The sequence below is a fragment of the Pseudomonas sp. ok266 genome (assembly GCF_900110195.1).
In the GTDB taxonomy this organism is placed as follows: domain Bacteria; phylum Pseudomonadota; class Gammaproteobacteria; order Pseudomonadales; family Pseudomonadaceae; genus Aquipseudomonas; species Aquipseudomonas neuropathica.
The window spans coordinates 394,839-415,300 of the sequence record NZ_FOCU01000005.1; the positions used below are offsets into that span (position 1 = coordinate 394,839).

19 protein-coding genes and 1 pseudogene are annotated in these 20,462 nt (G+C 56.8%); 10 read left to right on the forward strand and 10 right to left on the reverse strand.

Annotated features, from left to right (window positions below):
* Positions 1-2 precede the first annotated feature (2 nt).
* Together BMY54_RS11840 and BMY54_RS11845 are read left to right on the forward strand one after the other, a co-directional pair.
* On the forward strand, positions 3-911 hold the full coding sequence (locus BMY54_RS11840; RefSeq protein ID WP_093432477.1) for a LysR family transcriptional regulator: 909 nt from the start codon (positions 3-5) through the stop codon (positions 909-911).
* Between the two features lie 139 nt (positions 912-1,050).
* Positions 1,051-1,845, forward strand: a complete 795-nt coding sequence (locus BMY54_RS11845) for an SDR family NAD(P)-dependent oxidoreductase (RefSeq protein WP_093432482.1) — start codon at positions 1,051-1,053, stop codon at positions 1,843-1,845.
* A 7-nt stretch (positions 1,846-1,852) separates the two neighbouring features.
* On the opposite strand, the gene BMY54_RS11850 is transcribed toward BMY54_RS11845, so the two are convergent.
* The 4 genes from BMY54_RS11850 to BMY54_RS11865 form a co-directional block, all read right to left on the reverse strand.
* A complete protein-coding gene (locus BMY54_RS11850) occupies positions 1,853-3,205 on the reverse strand; it encodes an MFS transporter (protein WP_093432484.1) in 1,353 nt (450 codons plus the stop codon).
* A 101-nt stretch (positions 3,206-3,306) separates the two neighbouring features.
* Entirely contained in the window at positions 3,307-3,921 is a 615-nt protein-coding gene (locus BMY54_RS11855; protein WP_093432486.1) for a nitroreductase family protein, read from the reverse strand.
* A 70-nt stretch (positions 3,922-3,991) separates the two neighbouring features.
* Positions 3,992-4,345 carry a putative quinol monooxygenase gene (locus BMY54_RS11860; protein WP_093432605.1) on the reverse strand — a complete coding sequence of 118 codons (354 nt, stop codon included), beginning with the start codon at positions 4,343-4,345 and terminating at the stop codon, positions 3,992-3,994.
* 88 nt (positions 4,346-4,433) lie between these two features.
* Entirely contained in the window at positions 4,434-4,631 is a 198-nt protein-coding gene (locus BMY54_RS11865) for a tautomerase family protein (RefSeq protein ID WP_034103477.1), read from the reverse strand.
* Between the two features lie 150 nt (positions 4,632-4,781).
* Between BMY54_RS11865 and BMY54_RS11870 the strand changes: the two genes are divergently transcribed.
* The gene (locus BMY54_RS11870) at positions 4,782-5,684 is read left to right on the forward strand and encodes a LysR family transcriptional regulator (RefSeq protein ID WP_093432490.1); all 903 of its coding nucleotides are present in this window, start codon (positions 4,782-4,784) and stop codon (positions 5,682-5,684) included.
* Between the two features lie 15 nt (positions 5,685-5,699).
* Here BMY54_RS11870 and BMY54_RS11875 read toward each other — a convergent pair whose 3' ends face one another.
* Positions 5,700-6,599 (reverse strand): LysR family transcriptional regulator, encoded by a 900-nt coding sequence (locus BMY54_RS11875; protein WP_093432492.1) that lies wholly within the window; start codon positions 6,597-6,599, stop codon positions 5,700-5,702.
* 143 nt (positions 6,600-6,742) lie between these two features.
* Between BMY54_RS11875 and salA the strand changes: the two genes are divergently transcribed.
* The 6 genes from salA to BMY54_RS11905 all read left to right on the forward strand — a co-directional run bounded on the left by salA (position 6,743) and on the right by BMY54_RS11905 (position 13,438).
* Positions 6,743-8,026, forward strand: a complete 1,284-nt coding sequence (salA, locus tag BMY54_RS11880; protein WP_093432495.1) for a salicylate 1-monooxygenase — start codon at positions 6,743-6,745, stop codon at positions 8,024-8,026.
* A gap of 71 nt (positions 8,027-8,097) precedes the next feature.
* On the forward strand, positions 8,098-9,036 hold the full coding sequence (gene catA / locus BMY54_RS11885) for a catechol 1,2-dioxygenase (RefSeq protein ID WP_093432497.1): 939 nt from the start codon (positions 8,098-8,100) through the stop codon (positions 9,034-9,036).
* A gap of 41 nt (positions 9,037-9,077) precedes the next feature.
* Positions 9,078-10,226: an NAD(P)-dependent alcohol dehydrogenase gene (locus tag BMY54_RS11890; protein WP_093432499.1), complete on the forward strand. Its 1,149-nt coding sequence runs from the start codon at positions 9,078-9,080 to the stop codon at positions 10,224-10,226.
* Positions 10,227-10,255: 29 nt separating this feature from the next.
* A complete protein-coding gene (locus tag BMY54_RS11895) occupies positions 10,256-11,707 on the forward strand; it encodes an aldehyde dehydrogenase (protein WP_093432501.1) in 1,452 nt (483 codons plus the stop codon).
* Between the two features lie 166 nt (positions 11,708-11,873).
* A complete protein-coding gene (locus tag BMY54_RS11900; protein ID WP_371914438.1) occupies positions 11,874-12,752 on the forward strand; it encodes a SphA family protein in 879 nt (292 codons plus the stop codon).
* Between the two features lie 131 nt (positions 12,753-12,883).
* Positions 12,884-13,438 carry a cytochrome b gene (locus BMY54_RS11905; protein ID WP_093432506.1) on the forward strand — a complete coding sequence of 185 codons (555 nt, stop codon included), beginning with the start codon at positions 12,884-12,886 and terminating at the stop codon, positions 13,436-13,438.
* 66 nt (positions 13,439-13,504) lie between these two features.
* On the opposite strand, the gene BMY54_RS11910 is transcribed toward BMY54_RS11905, so the two are convergent.
* From BMY54_RS11910 to BMY54_RS11920, 3 genes are all read right to left on the reverse strand, one after another.
* Complete coding sequence (locus BMY54_RS11910) at positions 13,505-14,818, reverse strand: sensor histidine kinase (protein ID WP_218189345.1); 1,314 nt, start codon at positions 14,816-14,818, stop codon at positions 13,505-13,507.
* Positions 14,819-14,895: 77 nt separating this feature from the next.
* Positions 14,896-15,561, reverse strand: a complete 666-nt coding sequence (locus BMY54_RS11915; RefSeq protein WP_093432510.1) for a response regulator transcription factor — start codon at positions 15,559-15,561, stop codon at positions 14,896-14,898.
* Between the two features lie 143 nt (positions 15,562-15,704).
* Positions 15,705-16,316, reverse strand: a complete 612-nt coding sequence (locus tag BMY54_RS11920) for a TetR/AcrR family transcriptional regulator (protein WP_093432512.1) — start codon at positions 16,314-16,316, stop codon at positions 15,705-15,707.
* 406 nt (positions 16,317-16,722) lie between these two features.
* Between BMY54_RS11920 and BMY54_RS11925 the strand changes: the two genes are divergently transcribed.
* The gene (locus BMY54_RS11925; RefSeq protein WP_093432514.1) at positions 16,723-18,186 is read left to right on the forward strand and encodes an MDR family MFS transporter; all 1,464 of its coding nucleotides are present in this window, start codon (positions 16,723-16,725) and stop codon (positions 18,184-18,186) included.
* Positions 18,187-18,294: 108 nt separating this feature from the next.
* On the opposite strand, the pseudogene BMY54_RS11930 reads toward BMY54_RS11925, so the two are convergent.
* A pseudogene (locus BMY54_RS11930) lies at positions 18,295-19,149 on the reverse strand (AMP-binding protein); the annotation flags it as partial.
* A gap of 232 nt (positions 19,150-19,381) precedes the next feature.
* Complete coding sequence (locus BMY54_RS11935) at positions 19,382-20,197, reverse strand: MipA/OmpV family protein (protein WP_093432518.1); 816 nt, start codon at positions 20,195-20,197, stop codon at positions 19,382-19,384.
* Between the last annotated feature and the right edge of the window lie 265 nt (positions 20,198-20,462).

The following is a 20,462-nucleotide window of genomic DNA, read 5'->3' on the forward strand; positions in this document are numbered from 1 at the left end:
TAATGGATCGTCTGAGCAGCATGGCGGCGTTTGTCAAAGCGGTGGAAATGGGCTCCTTCAGTGCCGCTGGCGACGCGTTGCAGATGTCGGCGCAATTGATCGGCAAGCATGTGCATCATTTGGAGCAGCACCTGGGCGTACGTTTGCTCAACCGCACCACCCGTAGACAAAGCCTCACTGACTTCGGCCGCGAGTTTTACGAACGTTCCAAATTTATCCTGGCCGAAGTTGAAACCGTCGAAAACCTCGCAGCTCATACCCAGGCGGCCCCAAGCGGGCGGCTGCGCATCAATGCGCCCGTCAGTTTTGGTATGCAGTCCCTCGCGCCATGCCTGCCTGCATTTATGGAGGCCAACCCGCAGGTGAGCGTCGAGCTGAGCCTGGCCAACAGTGCGGTTGATCTGATCGATGAGGGCTTTGACGTGGTGTTCAGGGTCGGTGTACTGGCCGACAGTGGCTTGGTTGCCAAGGCGTTGGCACCCTACAGGCTAGTGTTGTGCGCTGCGCCGTCTTACCTCGAAGGCAAGCCCCCGATCGAGACGCCGTGGGACCTGCAGAACCATGAGTGCCTGGGGTTTTCCCACACCGAGCTACGCACGCACTGGACGTTCGATGGGCCTGAAGGAACCGTCGTTGTTCCCGTCGGCAGTCGATTCATGGCCGATCATGGCGAACCGCTGCTGTGTGCCGCCCTGGCCGGGCTGGGGATACTGCTCCAACCGGTGGAGCTGGTGCGCAAATCACTGCTCGCTGGGGAGCTCGTCACGCTGCTGCCGGATTACCCGCCACCCAGTCGCCTCTTGCACGTGCTGTACGCACCCGATCGCCGGCTCACCCCCAAGCTGCGCAGTTTTCTCGACTTCGCCATCCAGAATTTCGGTGCAGACTTCGTTGAACCTGAGCTCTTTTGAAACAGACTGTTGTAGATCACCAACCTGAATTGACATTTATCCAGGAGCGGCTAAGCCATACAGTGGCCGCTTTGTTTTCTACGTAACGGTAGGAACTGATGGCGGGTATACACGCCCGTACATTCTTGATGGAGAAATGATGAATATCCAACTGAAGACGAAACGCGCACTGGTTACCGCCTCGACCGGCGGCATTGGTTTTGCGGTGGCCAAGGGGCTTGCCGAGGCAGGCGCCGCCGTCGTCGTCAATGGCCGCAGTGAAGGCTCCGTGAACGCAGCGGTAGCCCGTCTGCTGGCAGAGGTGCCCGGTGCCAGTGTCAGGGGTGTGGCTGCCGACCTGAGCACCGCGCCAGGTGTTGCAACCTTGTTGGACGGCATCAGTGATATCGACATTTTGGTGAACAACGCCGGCATTTACGAACCACAGGATTTCTTTGAAGCCGGTGATGACGTGTGGGACAACTACTGGCACACCAACGTGATGTCAGGCGTCCGCTTGAGCCGCGCGCTGCTGCCAGCCATGGTTGATCGCGGGTGGGGTCGGGTGGTGTTCGTTGCTTCCGAGTCTGCGCGAAACATTCCCGCGGACATGATTCACTACGGCGTTTCCAAGACCGCCCAATTGGCACTGGCCCGTGGTTTGGCCAAACGGGTCGCCGGCAGTGGTGTGACCGTCAATAGCGTGCTGCCGGGGCCTACGCTGTCTGATGGCGTCGCGGACATGATGAAGGGCGAAGTCGAACGCACCGGCAAATCCCTTGAGTCGGTGGCTGCCGAGTTCGTCATGCAGCATCGTCCAAGCTCGATCATTCAGCGTGCCGCCAGCGTGGAGGAAGTGGCCAACATGATTGTTTATGTCTGCTCCACCCAGGCATCGGCCACCACCGGCGCTTCGTTAAGAGTCGACGGCGGCGTGGTAGACGATATCGTCTAACTGGCCTTCAGGGCTGGCGGGACACGTACAGGTTCACCCCGATACATACCAGCAAGGCGAACGCAGACAACAGCATTGCGTTCGCCATCCCTTGCGAGAACGACGCCACGTCATCATGCGCAATCAATATTCCCGAGACGGCAACGCCTAACACGCCGCCCAACTGCCTGGCAGAAGCCATCAACCCCGAGGCGATCCCTGCATCGTGCTGGGACACAGACGACAACATCGAATTGGTAATGGACGGCACCGACATTGCGCTGCCAATGCCGACCAGCATCAGTGCGCCATTGAGCAGCCACGGGGAGGCTTGCGCCGTGATCTGCGACAGTACGAGAAACCCTACGATCTGAACGCTAAAGCCTGTGGTGATGATGCGTGTGGCGCTGAAGTGTTTGGCGAAGCGTGAGGAGAGCAGGGTTGAAAGGGTCAGCACCGCCGTCAAGGGGATGAATGACACCCCGGTTTTGAACGCGTCGTAGTGCAGGAAGGTTTGAAAGTAGATACTGAACACGAACACTGCGCCGTAAAACGTCAAATTGATCGCAGCGCCGGCCAGCGCCATGCTGCCGAGCATTTTATTGCGGGCAAGGCGTGTCGGCAGCATGGGATCCTTGACGCGACGCTCGATTCCAACGAACGCTGCCGCACAGGCCAGCGCAACAGCAATGGCTGTCAGTGTCTCAGCGCTCCAGCCTTGCGCACTCGACTCGGTCAAGCCATAGGTTAAGGATGCAAGGCACAAAGCAATACTGATTTGCCCCGGAATATCGATGTGTTTATCGACCCGAGGGGACGCGGGTGCGTATCGCAGGATCAGGGTGATCGCCAGCAGACCGATTGGAATATTCAGCAGAAAGACACTTCGCCATCCAAAGTACTCGATCATCAAACCACCGATTACCGGCCCGGCGGCCAGAGCAATTCCGCCGCAAGCCCCCCAGAGCGCGACGGCGGATCGACGTCGGTCCGGGTCTTGAAAAGACACACGGATCAGCGTCAATGAAGTAGGGATCAGCAATGCGGCTCCGATTCCCTGAATCACACGCATCGTGATCAGGACACTCATGCTGTTGGCCAAGCCGCAGCCGATTGAGGCTAGGGTAAATATCACAAAACCCGCTGCGAACACGGATTTTGCCCCCCATTTGTCACCCCAGGCTCCCCCCAGGATTAGCAAGGCAGAGAAGGGCAAGGCGTAACTGTTAATGACCCACTGCAGTCCGGTGAGGTCGGCGTTAAAGGCGGCTTTTAGAGCACCCAGCCCGACGTTCACTACGCTGACGTCGAGTTGCACGACGAGAAAGCCCAGGCAGGCAGCGATTAAAATGGCGCGTAACGAAGCAGGTGTTTGAGTCATGACATTTGTGTTTCACAGCTTGTGGCAGGTCATGGTTGAGAGTCGATTTACCCATGCCATGGCATGCCTGGCGTGAACCAGGCACGCACAGCAGCGAGGGCTTAAACGAACTGCAATACGTCGTTCACGGCTTTACGCGGCTTTTGTGGCCAGTTGGCCGAGCCCGGGTAGCCAACGGTGATCAACATCACAGGTACTTCTTCCTCTGACAGACCGAATTCCTTGGCCACTGCGGCCTGATCGAACCCGATCATTGGGGTCGATACCAGACCTTGGCCCTTGGCGGCCAACATCAGGGTCATCGCGGCGAGCGAGCCAGAGCGAATAGCTTCGTCGCGCTGCAACTGAGGGTTTTCCTGATACATGCCTTGAGCCGCACCCACCCACATGTCGTAGATCGACTGGTCAATGATTCCGGCATCCAGGGTCGGCTTCAATGCGGCAGGCAGGGTGACATGCGGGTTCAGGGTGCCGCAGACAATAAACGTCACGGCGGCATCCATGACCTTTTGCTGGCCGAATGCCAATGGCAACAGGCGCGCTTTGGCTTCGGTGCTGCGCACGGCCAGGAACTTCCAGTTTTGCAGGTTGAAAGCGGAAGGGGCGTGGGTGGCCAGGTTGACCAGCTCGGCGACCTGGGCGTCCGTCAATGAACGTTCAGTGTCGTAGCTGTTGGCGGAAATGCGGGACTTAATAACTTCGGCGATAACGGACATGGTGATCTCTGTGCGGGATGGTGGTGCGCAGGACACGGTTGTCACTCTTGAGCCTGCGCCCTGTTTCAACTCAGCGGCTGAAGCCGTCGAATGGCGTCATGTAGACGGCGCCGAACGGGTCCAGGCGCTTGCGGATTTCAGCGTCGGGGGTGCCGTAGACCACCAGGCTAGTGATGGTGCACAGCTCCAGGAAACGCTGGCCGAAAGGCGCAAACGTGGTGTCGACGTGGCTTACCACGGCATCGACGTTATAACGCTCAAGGATGTGCACGGTGCTGTTGTCTTCGTTGACGCTGTATTCGTAAACCAGTGTGCCCGGCTCAGCCTTGGTGGCAGCAACGATTGTGGCGATCAGTGCTTTGAATTCAGCGAACTCTGCGGGTTTTACCGCAAGTGAGAACAGGCAGGAAATATGGGGATGCATGGTGGTGGTGGTCTCCGGCAGATGGATGACAAAAACCTGCAAGGCAGCATCACTGAATTAGCCGATGCATGCGGTGCAGGTCGGGGCGTCAGGATTTTTCGGGGGCTTCCCCGAACAGCTTGCCGGCGCCTGCCCAATCCGATGCGGCTACGTCTTCGAAAATCACGTAAATGTAACTGGCATCGGTACCGGTGTGTTTAACGATGCTTTCGGTGATATCGGCTGCAACAGCAGCTTTCTGCGCGTGTTCTTTACCTTCGAACCAGCTCACACGTACGACGGGCATGATGTATTCCTTCTAGGACATTGATCTGGGAGAGGTGCGCGAAGTGCACCGTTGTCTTACTGGAATCCATCTTACTGTTGAATACTGTGGCGATAAACGGCTTTAAACTATAATGTGGGTAGATCAAAATTCTACAATGGTGGGCGCAGCATGGTACCTATCGATTCTTTTCAGGGCGTTATCACCTTCGTCGTGGCGGCGCGCTCGTCCAGCTTTACCCAGGCAGCCGAGCGCTTGGGGCTGTCGAAATCTGCCGTGGGCAAGGCCATCGCGCGCTTGGAAGAGCGTTTGGGCGCGCAGTTATTTCATCGCACGACGCGACGGATCTCGCTCACCGCCGATGGCGAGGCCTACTTCGCAGCGTGCTCCACGGCGCTGGAGGAAATCGGCACCGCAGAAAGCGGGCTGGGGCCAGGTGGTGGTGAACCTTCAGGACGTTTGCGGGTTGATGTTCCGGTGGCCTTCGGACGGCGGGTCGTCGCGCCACTGTTGTTTGAGATCGCCAACAAATACCCGGCGCTGCAATTGAGCCTGACCTTTTCCGATCACCTGGTGGACCCGTTCGAAGAGGGTATCGATTTGTTGGTACGGTTCGGCGAACTGCAGGACACCAGCGGCCTGGTAGCACGACGATTGACCCGCCAACGTTGGGCCGTCTGCGCTTCCCCTGACTACCTTGCGCGCTTCGGCACCCCGCAAACCTTGGAAGAGCTGACCCAGCATCGTTGCATCGTCGGCCATCGCCGCGGCCAGCCGCTGGCTTGGCGAGTGATGCAGGCGGGTCAGACCGTCCGTTATGCCCCCCCTTCAACTCATCAGATTGGCGATGGTGAAGCCATGATTCTTGCCGCGGTGGCTGGCGCCGGCCTGTGCCAGATGCCGCGCAGCCTGTTCCAGGATGACATCGAGGCGGGCAGGCTGGTCGAGGTGCTGCAAGCCTATGAGCCTGAAGCGGTTGATGTGCATGCGGTGTGGCCCAAGGTGTCGCACCTGCGCCCCAAGGTTCGGTATGTGGTCGACGAATTGGTCAAGTTATGTGCGCATTGGCAGTAAAGGCGGTGCGCGCATTTAATCGCTGAACAGATCGAACATCAGTTGTCGAAACCATTTATTGGCAGGGTCCCGGTTGTATTTGCCGTGCCAGAACAAATTGATGGCGATCTCGGGCAAGGGCAACGGAACCGGCAGGCTGGTGAGGCCGAACGGCTGCGCGCAGCTGTTGGCGAACCGCTCGGGAACGGTGGCGATCAAGTCAGTGTTCTGCAGGATATGCCCAACTGCGACAAAGTGCGGTACTTCCAGGCGAATCTCGCGTTGCAGGCCAGCACGCTGCATATGTGTGTCGATTTCTCCATGGCCGGTACTGGCGGCCACGATCCTGACGTGCCCGAACTCACAGAAACGTTCGCGGGTCATTGGTTGTTGAGTCAGTGGATGGTCTTTTCTGCACAAGCACACATAGCGATGGTGAAACAGACGCCGCTGGTAGAAGCCTGCTTGCAGGTCCGGCAGCAGTCCGACCGCCAGATCCACTTCTCCGCTGGCCAGGCTTTCGGATAGTTGAGCATTGCTGCGCAGCGTACTCACCGAAATGCCAGGGGCCAGTTTGAGCAGCGCGTCGATCAATCGCGGCACAAAATAAATCTCCCCGATGTCGGTCATTGCCACGACGAAGCGTTTTTGGCTGGTCGCTGGATCGAACTCATCGTGGCGGTTGATCGCACCGTGCAGCAAGCCGATCGCCTGTGATACCGGCTCAGCCAATTGCGCGGCAAAGGGGGTTGGCTGCATGCCCTTGGGGGTCCTTACGAACAACTCATCATTGAATGTGATGCGCAGACGCTTCAACGCATTGCTGACGGCCGGTTGAGTCAGCCCAAGGCTATCCGCCGACATTGAGACACTTCGGTCTGCCAGCAATTGGTTAAAGATCACCAACAGGTTCAGGTCCAGCTCGCGCAGATTCATCTTGGATGCTCTCGGTCAGGCGTGCGGATTAAGTCATTTTTATATTCACGTTGGTGATAGTTTGTATGGAGGGCAGGGCATTTATCAATGGTTTATGAATAGTCATGATCGGGCTATTCCAAAAACAAACATAAGGTTTTCCCATGACTAGCCCTCATTCTGTCTTGCAAGTGGGCATCGTCGGCGGCGGTATCGCTGGCGTGGCCCTGGCACTTGATCTCTGCCGTCACACACATTTGGACGTGACGTTATTTGAAGCCGCGCCGGCCTTCGGTGAGGTCGGCGCCGGTGTATCGTTCGGTGCAAACGCAGTGCGTGCCATCGAAGGCCTGGGAATCGGCACACCCTATGAGCGCATTGCTGACCGCACGCCACAACCCTGGCAAGACATTTGGTTTGAATGGCGCCGCGGTGTGGATGCCGGCTACCTCGGTGCCAGCATCGCCGATGGCGTGGGTCAATCTTCCGTGCACCGCGCCGATTTTCTTGATGCGCTGGCCCAGCAATTACCGGACGGAATTGCCCGCTTCGATAAGCGCGCGGTCAGCGTGCGTGAGACAGGGGACAGGGTCAGCGTTCAATTCACCGATGGCACTGACTACGAATGTGACCTGCTGATCGCTGCCGACGGTATCAAGTCATCCCTGCGCGACTATGTGCTTCAGGGGCTGGGCCTGCCTTTGGTCGCACCTCGATTCAGCGGCACCTGCGCCTACCGCGGCATGATCGACAGCGAGCAACTGCGCCAGGCATATCGCGCGGCCGGCGTCGATGAGCACCTGATCAATGTCCCGCAAATGTACCTGGGGCTCGACGCCCATATCCTCACGTTCCCGGTCAAGCAAGGTCGGCTGATCAATGTGGTTGCCTTCGTGTCTGATCGCTCCGAGCCCAACCCGGTGTGGCCGCAGGACACTCCCTGGGTCAAAAGCACCAGCCAGGAGCACATGCTGGAGGCCTTCGCGCACTGGGGCGATGCCGTACGTGTATTGCTTGAGTGCATCCCTGCGCCGACGTTGTGGGCGCTTCATGAACTCGATGAGCTTGCAGGCTACACCCATGGCCGTGTCGGGCTGATCGGTGACGCTGCCCACGCCATGCTGCCCCATCAAGGCGCCGGGGCTGGCCAAGGACTCGAAGATGCCTGGCTGCTTGCGCGCCTGTTGGGCGACCCGCGAGTACTAGAGAGCAACGCCCAAAACGTCTTGCAGGTGTATGACGAGATTCGTCGACCGCGCGCCTGCCGTGTGCAACGTACGTCCTGGGAAGCCGGCGAACTTTACGAATTTCGAGACCCTCAAGTCGAGGGCCAGGAGTCGCTGTTGTCGACCACCTTGGCCAGTCGTTTCGATTGGTTATGGAATCACGATATGCAGTTGGACCTTTTACAGGCTCGCACTCGGCTCGGTTGGGTAGAGGCTGTTTGAAGTGCATGCATTCAGCGCCAGCACCGAACCGCTGGTGCGCCTGACCACAATAATAAATAGGTGAAACGACCATGACTGTCCGCATTTCCCATACCCCCGACATGCTTGAGTTTTTCCGCGATGCAGCGGGGCTGAAAAACGCTGCTGGCAACCCACGCAACAAGCACATTGTGCTGCGTATCCTGCAAGAGACCGCTAGGCTCATTGAAGAGCTTGAGGTCACTGATGATGAGTTCTGGGCGGGGGTCGAGTACATCAACCGACTCGGCAAGAGTAACGAGGCGGGGTTGCTTGTGGCAGGCCTGGGCGTGGAGCATTTTCTCGATCTGCTCAACGATGCCAAGCAAGCCGAGGCCGGACGCACCGGTGGCACGCCGCGCACGATAGAAGGGCCCCTCTATGTAGCGGGTGCGCCTCTTCGCGAGGGTTTTGCGCGGATGGACGACGGCTCGGAAGACCGCGTCGCCACGCCGTTTTTTATTGAAGGGCAAATCCTGAATCTGCAAGGACAGCCTATCGCGGGGGCCCTGGTCGACCTGTGGCAAGCGGACAGCAAAGGCAGCTACTCGCACTTCGACAAAAGCCAGTCAGAATTCAACCTGCGCCGACGCATTGTGACCGACGCTGACGGGCGTTATCGGGTCAGGAGCATCGTACCTTCGGGCTACGGCTGCGATCCTGAAGGCCCGACCCAGGAGTGTCTTAATTACCTTGGGCGGCATGGTCAGCGCCCTGCGCATATCCACTTTTTCCTGTCCGCCCACGGTTATGAGCACCTCACTACCCAGATCAACCTGTCCAACGACAAGTACCTCTGGGATGACTTTGCCTACGCCACGCGTGATGGTTTGATCGGCGAGGTGCAGTTCATCGAAGACCAGGCGCTGGCCGCTGCCCATGGTCTTACAGGACGTTTTGCGCAAATGACATTTGATTTTCAGCTGCGTCCGGCAGCCAGCCTGGAAGCGCAACAGCGAAGCAGCCGCCCGCGTGCGCGGCAAACCGCTTAAGTCGAAGCATTCAAACCTGAACGATTAAAGAGGATAAGTAGATGTCCCAAAGCACACTAGCACCCATTGAAATCAAAGTTGCCGTATTGCGTGAAGCCGGAAGCAAACTCCAGCTCGAACGTGCAGAGCTGGGGATACCGCGCGCCGATGAAGTGCGCGTGCGTATTGTAGCGACAGGGGTTTGCCACACTGACATGGTCGTGCGTGATCAGCTTTTTCCGACGCCGTTGCCGATCGTGCTGGGCCACGAAGGTTCCGGTATTGTTGAGTCGGTGGGGGCAGCGGTTACCACCATCGCACCGGGTGATCATGTGGTCATGACCTACATGTCATGTGGCTTGTGCCTGCCTTGCGAAACCGGGCACCCCGCGCATTGTTCCCACATGCACCCGCTGAACTTTGGCGGCGGGCGGCTGGATGGCAGTACCTCGACCTGCAGCTGCGACAACGCTGCGCCGATACATGACCACTTCTTTGGCCAGTCGTCGTTCTCAACCTATGTGATCGCCAGCGAGCGCAGCGTAGTGAAAGTGTCGAAAAAGGCGCCGTTGGAATTGCTGGGCCCGCTGGGCTGCGGCATTCAGACGGGGGCGGGTTCGGTGCTCAAGGCCCTGAAAGTCGAGGCGGGCGCCAGCTTTGCTGCGTTTGGCGCAGGCGCGGTAGGCCTCGCGGCGGTAATGGCAGCCAAGGTTGCAGGCGCTACTACGATTATTGCCGTCGATGTGACCCCCAGTCGCTTGAGCCTTGCCCTTGAAGTGGGCGCGACTCATGTGATCAACAGCCGTGAAGAAGACCCGGTTCAGCGCATTCGTGAAATCACCGGCGGCGGGGTGAACTACAGCCTCGAATGCTCCGGTCGTGCAGAAGTGCTGCGTCAGGCCATCGACGCGCTCACCACGCTGGGCACCTGCGGAATCGTAGGGGCGACAAAGATGGGCACCGAAGTGGCGTTCAACATCAACGACGTGATGATCCCGGGCAAGCGAATCATGGGCATTGTCCAGGGCGACGTGGTCGCCAACGCGTTTATTCCCACGCTGGTCGACCTGCACCTGCAAGGCCGCTTCCCCTTCGACAAACTGTGCCGGTTTTACACCTTTGACCAGGTCAACGAAGCCATGGCCGACAGCGAAAGCGGCATCACCATCAAACCGATTCTGCGCATGCCGGCCACGGCCGATCTGGCGTAATTCCTAAGGCTCACCCAAAGGACCTCTTGATGAATGTTCAACTCGTAATCGACAACGTCGCGCAAGCGGCGTCTAACGGTAAGACCTACCAGCGTATCGACCCGATCAGCGGCAAGGTCGTCACGACGGGTGCCGCTTGCAGCATAGACGATGCGCGGCGCGTTGCGGCGTCTTCCCAGCAAGCGTTCAAGACGTGGTCGAAGGTCGGCCCAACCGAGCGTCGCCGGCTTCTGTTGGCCGCTGCGGATGCGCTGGAAGGCAAGATGGAGCTTTTTTGCACCGTCATGGCCGAAGAAATCGGTGCATCGCGATTGTGGTCACAATTCAACGTGGGCGCTTCGGCCAACCTGTTGCGCGAAGCCGCTGCGTTGACGACGCAAATCAAAGGCGAAACATTGGCGACCGATAAACCGGGCACTTTGTCCGTGACCCTGCGCCAGCCCGCCGGCACTGTGTTGAGCATCGCGCCGTGGAACGGTCCGGTGATCCTGGGCACTCGTTCCATTGCTTACCCATTGGCCTGCGGCAACACGGTGATCTTCAAAGGTTCGGAGAACAGCCCGCGTACCCATGAGCTGCTGGCCCAAGCCTTCTATGACGCAGGGTTTCCGGCGGGCGTGGTGAACTTCATCATCTCTGCCCCCGAAGATGCCGGCGTCGTCACCGAAGTGTTGATTGCCCACGATACGGTACGGCGGGTGAATTTCACCGGCTCGACCAACGTCGGCCGAATGATTGCCCAGACCTGCGCTAAACACCTCAAACGCTGCTTACTGGAACTCGGCGGCAAGGCGCCATTCATTGTGCTGGAAGATGCGGATCTGGATGGTGCGGTCAATGCAGCGGTGTTCGGGGCTTTTCTGTACCAGGGACAAATCTGCATGTCGACCGAACGGTTTGTGGTCGATGAGGCGGTTGCTGACACCTTCGTCGCCAAGTTTGCAGCGCGTATTCGTGGCCTGGAGCAGGGTAGTCCGGTGACCAACCCCGCCAGTGTCGTAGGCCCGATGATCGCCCAAGGCTCGGTCCAACGCATTAATCAGCTGCTCGATGATGCCATTGGCAAAGGCGCCTCGATTGTCGCCGGTGGGCTGGCGGAGCAGGCGCAGATGGCACCGACGTTGGTCGATCGCGTGACGTCGGCCATGCAGATCTACGATGAGGAAACCTTCGGTCCCGTGACCACAGTCGTGCGTGTGAAAGGGGCCGAGCAAGCGTTGGAAGTCGCCAATGACACGGCATTCGGCCTGTCCTCGGCGATTTTCAGCCGTAACGTCAGCCTCGCCCTCGACCTGGCCAGCCGCCTGGACGCCGGTTGCGTGCATATCAACGGAGCCACCGTGCAAAACGAACCACAGGCACCTTACGGCGGCATGAAGAACAGTGGCTACGGCCGTTTTGACGGTAGCGCAGTCATTGAAGAATTCACCGAAGTGAAATGGGTCACGGTCGAACCTTCCGACCAGCCTTATCCGTTCTAACCACACAGCATAGAGGCCGGCTCTATGGAGCCGGCGTTTACTCGGTCCGATTAGATCACGGCACTCCGGGTGTCGCGCCCGGTGCTGCCTGCGAATTCTCAACGCACACATGGTTGCCACAATGAATAATAAAAAAACCGTTGTCGCTGTAACTGTCCTGTCCAAAATGCCGGCGTTGACTGTCGGTTGCGCGCTGGCATTTGGTCTGCCCGCTGCCCAGGCTACCGAGGGTGGTGGATCGTCTTATCCGATGGGCGCCGAAAACTACATGACCGGGGCCATGCCGCCACCTGGTTTCTACACACAGATTTTTGCAGAAAGTTATCGTGCTGATCGGCTCCTGGATAATCGGGGCAAGTCGGCGCTCGATGATTTTCACCTGAGCGCCGATGTGATTGCTCCCAGGCTGATCTGGGTGACCGAACAAAAGGTACTCGACGGCGACCTGGCGTTTCACCTCAACGTGCCCTTGGTCGACCTGCGGGTGGACGTGAACGGTCAGCACCAGAAGAAAACGGGCATGGGCGATATCATCTTTGGCCCGGCGCTCGGTTATCACTACAGTGATAAATCCCATGCGATCTACGCGCTGGATATCTTCGCCCCCACCGGTCGTTATGACCGCGGCGACCTGGCAAATATTGGCCGCAATTACTGGGCATTCGAGCCGATTGCTGCCTTCTCGTACGTCGATCCCGCCGGGGTGAATGCCGATATCAAAGTGATGTACGACTTCAATCTGCGCAATCGCGCCACGGACTATCGCTCAGGGCAGGAACTGCACGCTGACTATTCACTGGGTTGGGGCTTGGGTAATGGTTGGGTGGTGGGCGTCGGGGGGTATATGTATCGACAGACCACCGACGATCATCAAGACGGCGAACGCATCGAGGATAACCGAGGGCGCGCGTTTGCGATTGGCCCGTCAATCAAGTACGCGAGCGATTCCGGCTGGTTCGTGACCGCAAAATGGCAAAAGGAAAGCGAGGTGCGCAACCGTCCGGAAGGGGAGGCTTACTGGGTCAAGCTGACCATTCCTCTGTAGCGATATGTAGAGATTTTTTCTACGCAGCGGCGATTTTCTTGGCGTTTATCCCTGCTGAAAAGCTCTATAGGATCGCATCGCGCGCGTACTGCGTGCATCGCACCAGGCATTTAGAGAGTAGGGATGAAACGATGACGGTATCAAAAACCGATGGCTATACCGGCACGGCCAAGTGGCTGCATTGGGGGATGGCCTTGATCTGGCTCGGCAGCTGGTGTGTGGGCATCCTCGCCAGCCATTGGCGTGAGGAGCTCAACCCTCACCATGAGCTGACTTTCCTGCATAAGGCTGCCGCCAGTACCTTGCTCTTTCTGATTGTGCTGCGGGTGTTCTGGCGCTTGATAAAGCGCCCACCCGCTTTGCCGGCCAGCATGAGCCCGCTGATGCAGCGCGGGGCGGCGTTGGGGCACGTGCTTCTTTATGCCCTGGCCTTGATGGCGCTGCCTGTGTCCGGCTGGTACTGGAGTTCAGTGGCGGACAAAGCCATCCTCGTCGCAGGCTTGTTTGTGTTGCCGCCGTTGGTCGCCCCTAATCCTGATCTCTACGATGTGGCCAAGTTGGTGCATACGTGGATCGCATGGTTTTGCGGTGCGCTCGTTGGTGGGCATTTGCTGGTTGTGCTTAAGCACCATTTTCTTGATAAGGACGACATCCTCGTCCGCATGCTGCCCAGGACCAAGCCCTGAGTGGAGAGGGTAGCTTCATTTGGTCAGGGCCACTGGCGCAACGTCCCTCAGTTCAGGACGGCGTCCCTAATTTATGGAGCCATCGACGGAGGTGGCTCCTGGGAACACCACGCGCACCGCAAGCCCCCGACCATCAAGCCCGGCGTGAGTTTCTATGGTCGCGCAGTGGAGTTGAGCGATACTGGCTACCAGTGACAACCCGATGCCACTACCCCGTGTGAGTGTTCCAGCCACTCGGTGAAATCGCTCGAAAATGGCTTCGCGCTCTGACTCTGGAACACCCGGCCCGTCGTCGGTCACTTCAAGGTAGACGTTGTTGTTTTGTTCCAGTGTTGCTGTTCCTTGGTATCCGCAACTTATGCATACACGCCCGCCCTTGGCGGTATAACGTAATGCGTTGTCGACCAGATTGCGAAGCAGTATTCCGATTTCATCGATGTCGCAATGAATCATACATTGGTGGATGTCGAGAAATATCGAGCGCTGTTGCTGACAGGCGTAGATCTCGAACTCGTGCACAACATGCAGCACGAGACTACTCAAGTCAGCAGGTGAATGCAGCGGCGCATTGGCACCCGAGTTGAGGCGAGCCAGGTCGAGCAGTTGTTCGGACAGGCGAGTGCTGCGCTGAGCAACCGTGAGTAGCTTCGTAAGTGCTACATCTTTCTCTTCGACACTAGGAGCACGTAACGCTATCTGAGCCTGTGCCTGTAGTGCCGATAGGGGCGTACGCAATTCGTGGGCTGCATTGCCGATGAAGCGGCGCTCGCCCTCGACAGCTTCGTCGAGTTGCTTGAGCGCGTGGTTGAAGGATTCAACCAGCGGATGGAGTTCTCGTGGCAACGGTACCGAAGGTAGGGGGGTGAGATCAAAGCTGCGCCGATTGCGCATCGCAGTACCAAGGGCCACCACCGGTTTTAGGGTGTTGCGAACTACGAACCACATCACTCCCCCCACCAGTAAAAGCAGTAGCGTCGCAAGCACCAAGCCGATCAGCGCATCGTGTCGCATCTCCGCATCTACCACGCTATGCAGATTGCCGACCTGTACATCAACATGGCCGGTGCTGTCTGACACGGAATAAACCCGCCACCTTTGCCCTTCAATAACGGTCGAAGCAACGCCCTCAATGAAGTCTGGCCGCAGAGCAACTTCAGGTGCACCGGGAGTGCGTGCTACCAGTTTGCTGCGATCAAACCATACTTGGAATACGAGTTTATCGTGTTCCGCGAGTGCGGGGTTGCGCAATTTAAGGCCTGGCCCCAGGATTGTTTGGAGTTTGTTATTGGCCGGAATAGTCATCAGGATTCTGATAGCAATTGTCTGGAGTTTTTCGTCCCATGTGCTGGTCTTGTTGTGGGTGAAGTATGCGAATAGCATGGCCAGCGCTCCTGCCCAACATAGAGCAATAGTTGCAACAAGCACCCAGATCATCCGTCCATGTAGCGACTTCGACTTCATGGGCGTGGCTGCCCGACTACATAGCCGTGACCGTGCACAGTGCGAATTAAGTCATCCCCTAATTTGCGGCGTAATTGATGGATAAAGACTGCGATGGTGTTGCTTTCCACGGCGCTGTTGATGCCATATACCACGTCTTGCAAATGGTCGCGCGTGACTACATGTCCAGGACGCTCGAGCAGCGCAAGCAGTGTCCGGTATTCGTGTGAACTTAGCGTCACGTCCATGCCGGCCTTGCTGACAACTCTACGACTTCGGTCGACTTGAATATCGCCATGAGTAAAAATGGGAGTGACTCGCCCCTGACTGCGTCGGAGTACCGAGCGGACGCGAGCCCATAGCTCATCGAACTGAAAAGGTTTGACCAGGTAGTCATCAGCACCTGCATCCAGGCCGAGAATACGCTCGCTGAGCTGTCCCCGGGCAGTCAACATTAGCACAGGCGTAGAGTCGCAGCGGCTGCGCATTGAGCGCAGCACCGTAAGCCCCGAGTCGCCGGGTAAGCCGATATCAAGCAGTACAGCTACATAAGCATGATTGACCAGAGCTATTCGAGCCGAAACAGCATCGCACACGTGGTCGATACTCCAGCCGCTTTGACGCGCCCCATCACAAATCGCCTCGCCGAGCATGGAGTCATCTTCTACCAAGAGCAGGTGCATACAGAGTCACTCCGAGATCACAGAGGATAGGTTCTTTAGGGCATACGAGGCATGGCAATTTGTTTTTTATTAAGAGTGCACATGGCAGTAAACCGGTTAAAGGGCTGTGTTTACTAGTAATTAACGTACGTTGATCCGTCTCATCAGGGCGGGGATACGCAAGACTGGATTGCAGCAATTACCAGCGTCACAGATTCGTCCTTTAAAGCGTTGTCCAGATCCGGTGAGTTAAGCAGATGTCGCATCGTGGCAAGTCCGATGACATAGGAGCCTATTAATGCTGCTCGTACGTTGGCATTTCTACCGCCTAACTTGAGCGCTAGTGGTTGCACAAACTCGACATGAAATCGACTAGACGCAACAGTAGATGTCGCAGGGCTTGCCGAGGCCAGCAATAGCAAACTCAATGGGTTGAATCCGTTATCATTGGGAACAGGGCTCTTGCTCAGTACGCGCTCAACCAGAAATTTACCGACATCCTCCAAATCATCAGGTAAATGCTCCTCGACGTTGAATGCCCCCTGAATGATTTCGGCGAACAATTGTTCTTTGCTGCCAAAGTAACGACTTACCAGTGCCGCATCCACACCGGCAACGCTGGCAATCTCGCGCATACCGACGCTCTCATAGATCTTGTATGAGAAGCACTGCCGCGCGGCCCAGAAAATGCGCTGCCGCGTTTCCGCAGAATTTCGTCCCTGAGCAGTGCGCTGCGCACCCAGAGTAGAGGCTTTTGACTGCTTTTGTATGTTCATGAGTCGATTTTGTCATCAGTTGTTGACATTGGCAAACGCCGTGTGGAGTAATGATGTCATCAGCTGATGACAAGTCGCTTTGGAGGCGCGTTCGATGACTGAATCTGTATCCAAACTCTCTCGTAAGGTCACGTTAGTGACCGATGTTTCCAGCGACGTAGGTTTATCGGTGGCGCCGTTGATGGGGCCGTATGGGTATTGGCGGTGGCCGCGTATAACCCAAAAAAGCTCAACAAGGTCCTCGTTTAGCGTACGCAGCAATATCGATAAAGCGCTGGAGAGAGGCGCAGGAGATGGCCAGTACAGCGCCATTTCTCGTCAGTGCTAAAACTCGCCCTAACACGCAGCATCCTCGCTATGGACGGCGGTATGGCTCAAGTCTGAAACCCCTAGTTGAGAAACCGATATGCCAAGTGCCGACTACCGATCTCCGGATACGAAACAGCCCTTAACAGGTACCTCTGTTTCAGCCGTACTATTGCCTTTGATGTTGGTGTTATTCATATCCACCTTGGATCAAACCATTGTCGCCACTGCACTTGCCCAGATTGGTGAGGAGCTCGGCGATGCTGCAAACGCCCCTTGGATTGCTACTGCCTATTTGCTTACCAGCGCCATTAGCACGTTAATTTTCGGCAAGCTTGGCGATATGCATGGACGGAAAAAGGTGTTTCAAGCCTCGGTAGCTATCTTCGTCCTTGGTTCCGCGCTCTGTTCGTTTGCTCCAACGATGCTGTGGCTGATCGGATTTCGTGCATTGCAAGGCATAGGCGGCGGAGGGCTCAATTCGTTGGTTATGGCAATTGTGGGGGATATGGTTTCACCCCGTGAGCGAGCACGCTACCAGGCCACGCTCGGAATCGTCCCTGCTATAGCAATCATTCTCGGGCCAGTGTTGGGTGGATTGATCGTGGATCATTGGAGTTGGCCCTGGATATTTCTGATCAACGTGCCAATCGGTGTGCTGGCCTTTGTAATAATCGCGACTCGCCTGCATCTACCCACTCATAAAAGCGCACACCGATTGGATATTGCCGGTTCGCTTCTTTCGATTCTTTTTACCACATCGTTTTTGCTCGTTATGGTTCAGGGTGGCAGTACTTTTGCTTGGTGGTCATGGCAGATACTCGGTTTGGCGGGTGTCAGTCTGTTGTCCCTCATTGCGTACTTACAGGTCGAGCGATATGCATCTGAGCCGATTACGCCGCTGATACTATTTGCCAACAGCATTTTTTCGATTTCATCGGCATTGTTTTTCCTGTCTACAGCAACGCTGTTTGTTGCCATGTTTTTCGTACCACTAATGCTGCAGAAAGTGTTCGGGCTGTCAGCCTTTCTCTCTGGTAGCAGCATTGTCCCTTTGTTGCTCGCGCTGATCGTCGCAACAGCGTTGACAGGGGCAGTCATTTCTCGCACAGGTCGTTACCGCATTTTCCCTATCCTGGGGGCACTATTTGCGGGTGGCGGGCTATTTATGTTGAGTCTGGTGCAAGTCACGACGCCACTTTGGCTCGTCATATTCATGATGGCGATACTTGGCGTTGGTTTGGGGTTTTTCATACAGGTCGTCCTACTGGCTGGGCAGAACGCTGTAGAGCACCGCCACCTTGGGGTTGCGACAGGGGCTCTTAATTTTTTCAAAACCCTGGGTGGCGCCACGGGCGCAGCAGCATTTGGTGCAATTCTGACGAGAGGGATGTCCGTTGCCACGAATACCGAGATGATGCTCGTCGCTTTTCGTTTGGTATTTCAGGGCGCGCTGATAATGATGGGAATCGCCTTGATATTGGCTCTGCTGCTTAAGGAAAAACCGCTCTCGCCGGAGATGGTTGAGGTTGCGGGAGGGCGGTGCGATGTACCTGAATACTAGGCTCTGTACGAAGGATAATGTTCTTCAGAACGCGGAGGTGTCGTTGTCTCTGGCCTTCAACCACAGGCGTAGCTCCGTCTTGAGGAACTCGCCGTATCTGTTCTTGAACAGTACGTTGCGTAGGTCGGTCGGGTAGATGGGGGTGTCCCCATAGATGATGGTCTTGATGCCCTTACCGTCGTAGCCTTGGCGGCGCGCCTGCTCGATCATGTCCTTGAACATGGAGGGTGCCACGAACAACGTGATATTGCCGAACCCGCTGGCCAGCTCGAACAGTTCGTCGGCCTTGAAGTCGCGGGACTCCGGGACGACATGGCGAGCGGCCCTATGCACATGGATCAGGCTGTAGAGACCGGCGCAGTGAGACATCGGCGCCGCATACACCACGGTCTCATCGACGTCGAGCGGATCGGCGTCGGGCGAACAGTCCCGTGATATGGCTGTCAGGTAGCCATGGCTCAGCATCACCCCCTTGACGTCGCCAGTGGTGCTGGAGGTGTAGAGCAGCCAGGCCAGGTCATCGGCATGACGCTGATGAGGCGTGTCCGGCGGCGAAGCGGCCGAGGTGAGTGCTCCCATGTCCTCTCGATCCAGCTCTCGACACGCCTGGGACAGAGTCTCGGGTGCGAATACCTGGCCTCCATCGGTGAAAATCAGCCGAGCCTGGGCGTTGCGCACTATCCAACCGGCCTCGACCGGGTGCAGCTTGCAGTTGATCGGCACCGCCACGGCGCCGGCCCACCAGATGGCGTAGAGCAGCTCAAGGTATTCGCAACAGTTCTTCATGAACAGTGCGACCCGGTCACCGGGGGCAATGGCATGCTCGTCGATCAGATACACAGCGCGGTGCCGGACCTGGGCGACAAAGGCGCCGTAGTTGGCGACTTGTTGCTGTCCCTCGAACAAGGCTGGGCGCTTCGGGAAGCGACGGCCGGCTTCGTCCAGCCAGTTGGCAATATTCATGCTTGGCTCCTGCGTGGCGGAAGGACATGCGCACACTGATCAGCCTGAAGGGAGACAAGTCCAGGTACGGTTGGATATGAATGCGAAACTGTATCCAACCAACGGACGAAAAGTGCACGTGGAGCTGACCGATTGAGCCTTCCACTCCTGATTTTATTTCTGGGATATGATGCGCCTTGACCTGTATTTTCCGTGGTGGGGCGCATGTTAAACGCGGAAGGGCATGCCTCACTCAGAACCGGTAAACGTAACCTGCACGAAGTCCTGTCTGGTTAGAATGGTCAACCAGCGGGCTGTCCTTGATACCGTTGCCGAAGCTGGTAGCGCCGACATCGACGAACAGCAACTGCTTCGGCGTAACGGCATAGTCCACGCGTAGGCCCACTTCGATGTTGGTAGTGGACTTGCCGTCGTAAAGGGGTCGGTCGATGCGGGCTTCTGATGCACGTACACCGTAGTAGTAATCGACGTATTTGCTATCGACCATGTGCACCGCGATCCGTGGAGTGAACCCCCAAGCACCTGATGACAAACGGCGGTCGACCTGAAGCTTGAACTTTGTTCCTTTGCTGTTGCTCGAACCGTCAGTCAGCACCTCTGTTGTCAGGTTCGCAAAGTCGTTGTGCCAAATGGCTGCGCCACCCACCCAAACACTGTTCTTGCGCTTGTCCATGCCGCTTAGATAAGAGGAATCATCTGAATCGTAACCATCATTGGCATATCGTGCGCGTAGTCGGAATTCAACGGGCCCGGCTGACGGTAGCTTCAGATCGAGGGTAGGAACAGAGAGGCTGACCCACTTGTTTTCGTAGGTGATAATTGGAAGGACCTGCGTCTTATCGTCAAAATCGCGATAGGGCCTCCGTTCCATCGCCACGCCGATACCGAGTCCCCATTGCGAACCACCGTCGCGGAACTTTTCCTCGTTCGTCTGTGCCCATGCGGACGGTAGGAAGCTCGCCGATAGTATGCTTGTGGCAATGGCTACAAGTGTTGGACGAGGCAACCGGTATTTGTCACGCGCGAAGAGGCGGTTTGACTTCGTCATAAAATAACCCTCATGGCGAAATAGGGCCAAGAGGCTTGATCGGTTGGGCGAAGAGTATATAAGTGCTGTGCGAATCAATATGACATCCCCCGTTCTATTGCAAACCTCAGAAAATTGCTGGCTTGCTGCAGTGGACGATGCCTAAAAGGCTTTAAGATATTTTTAGTATTGTTAATAATTTATTAATGAAGAGGTTTTTGTTTTCTCACTGACTATTTGAGGTGACTTTTTTCTGGATTTTTGAATGCTAGGAAGTGATCGCTCT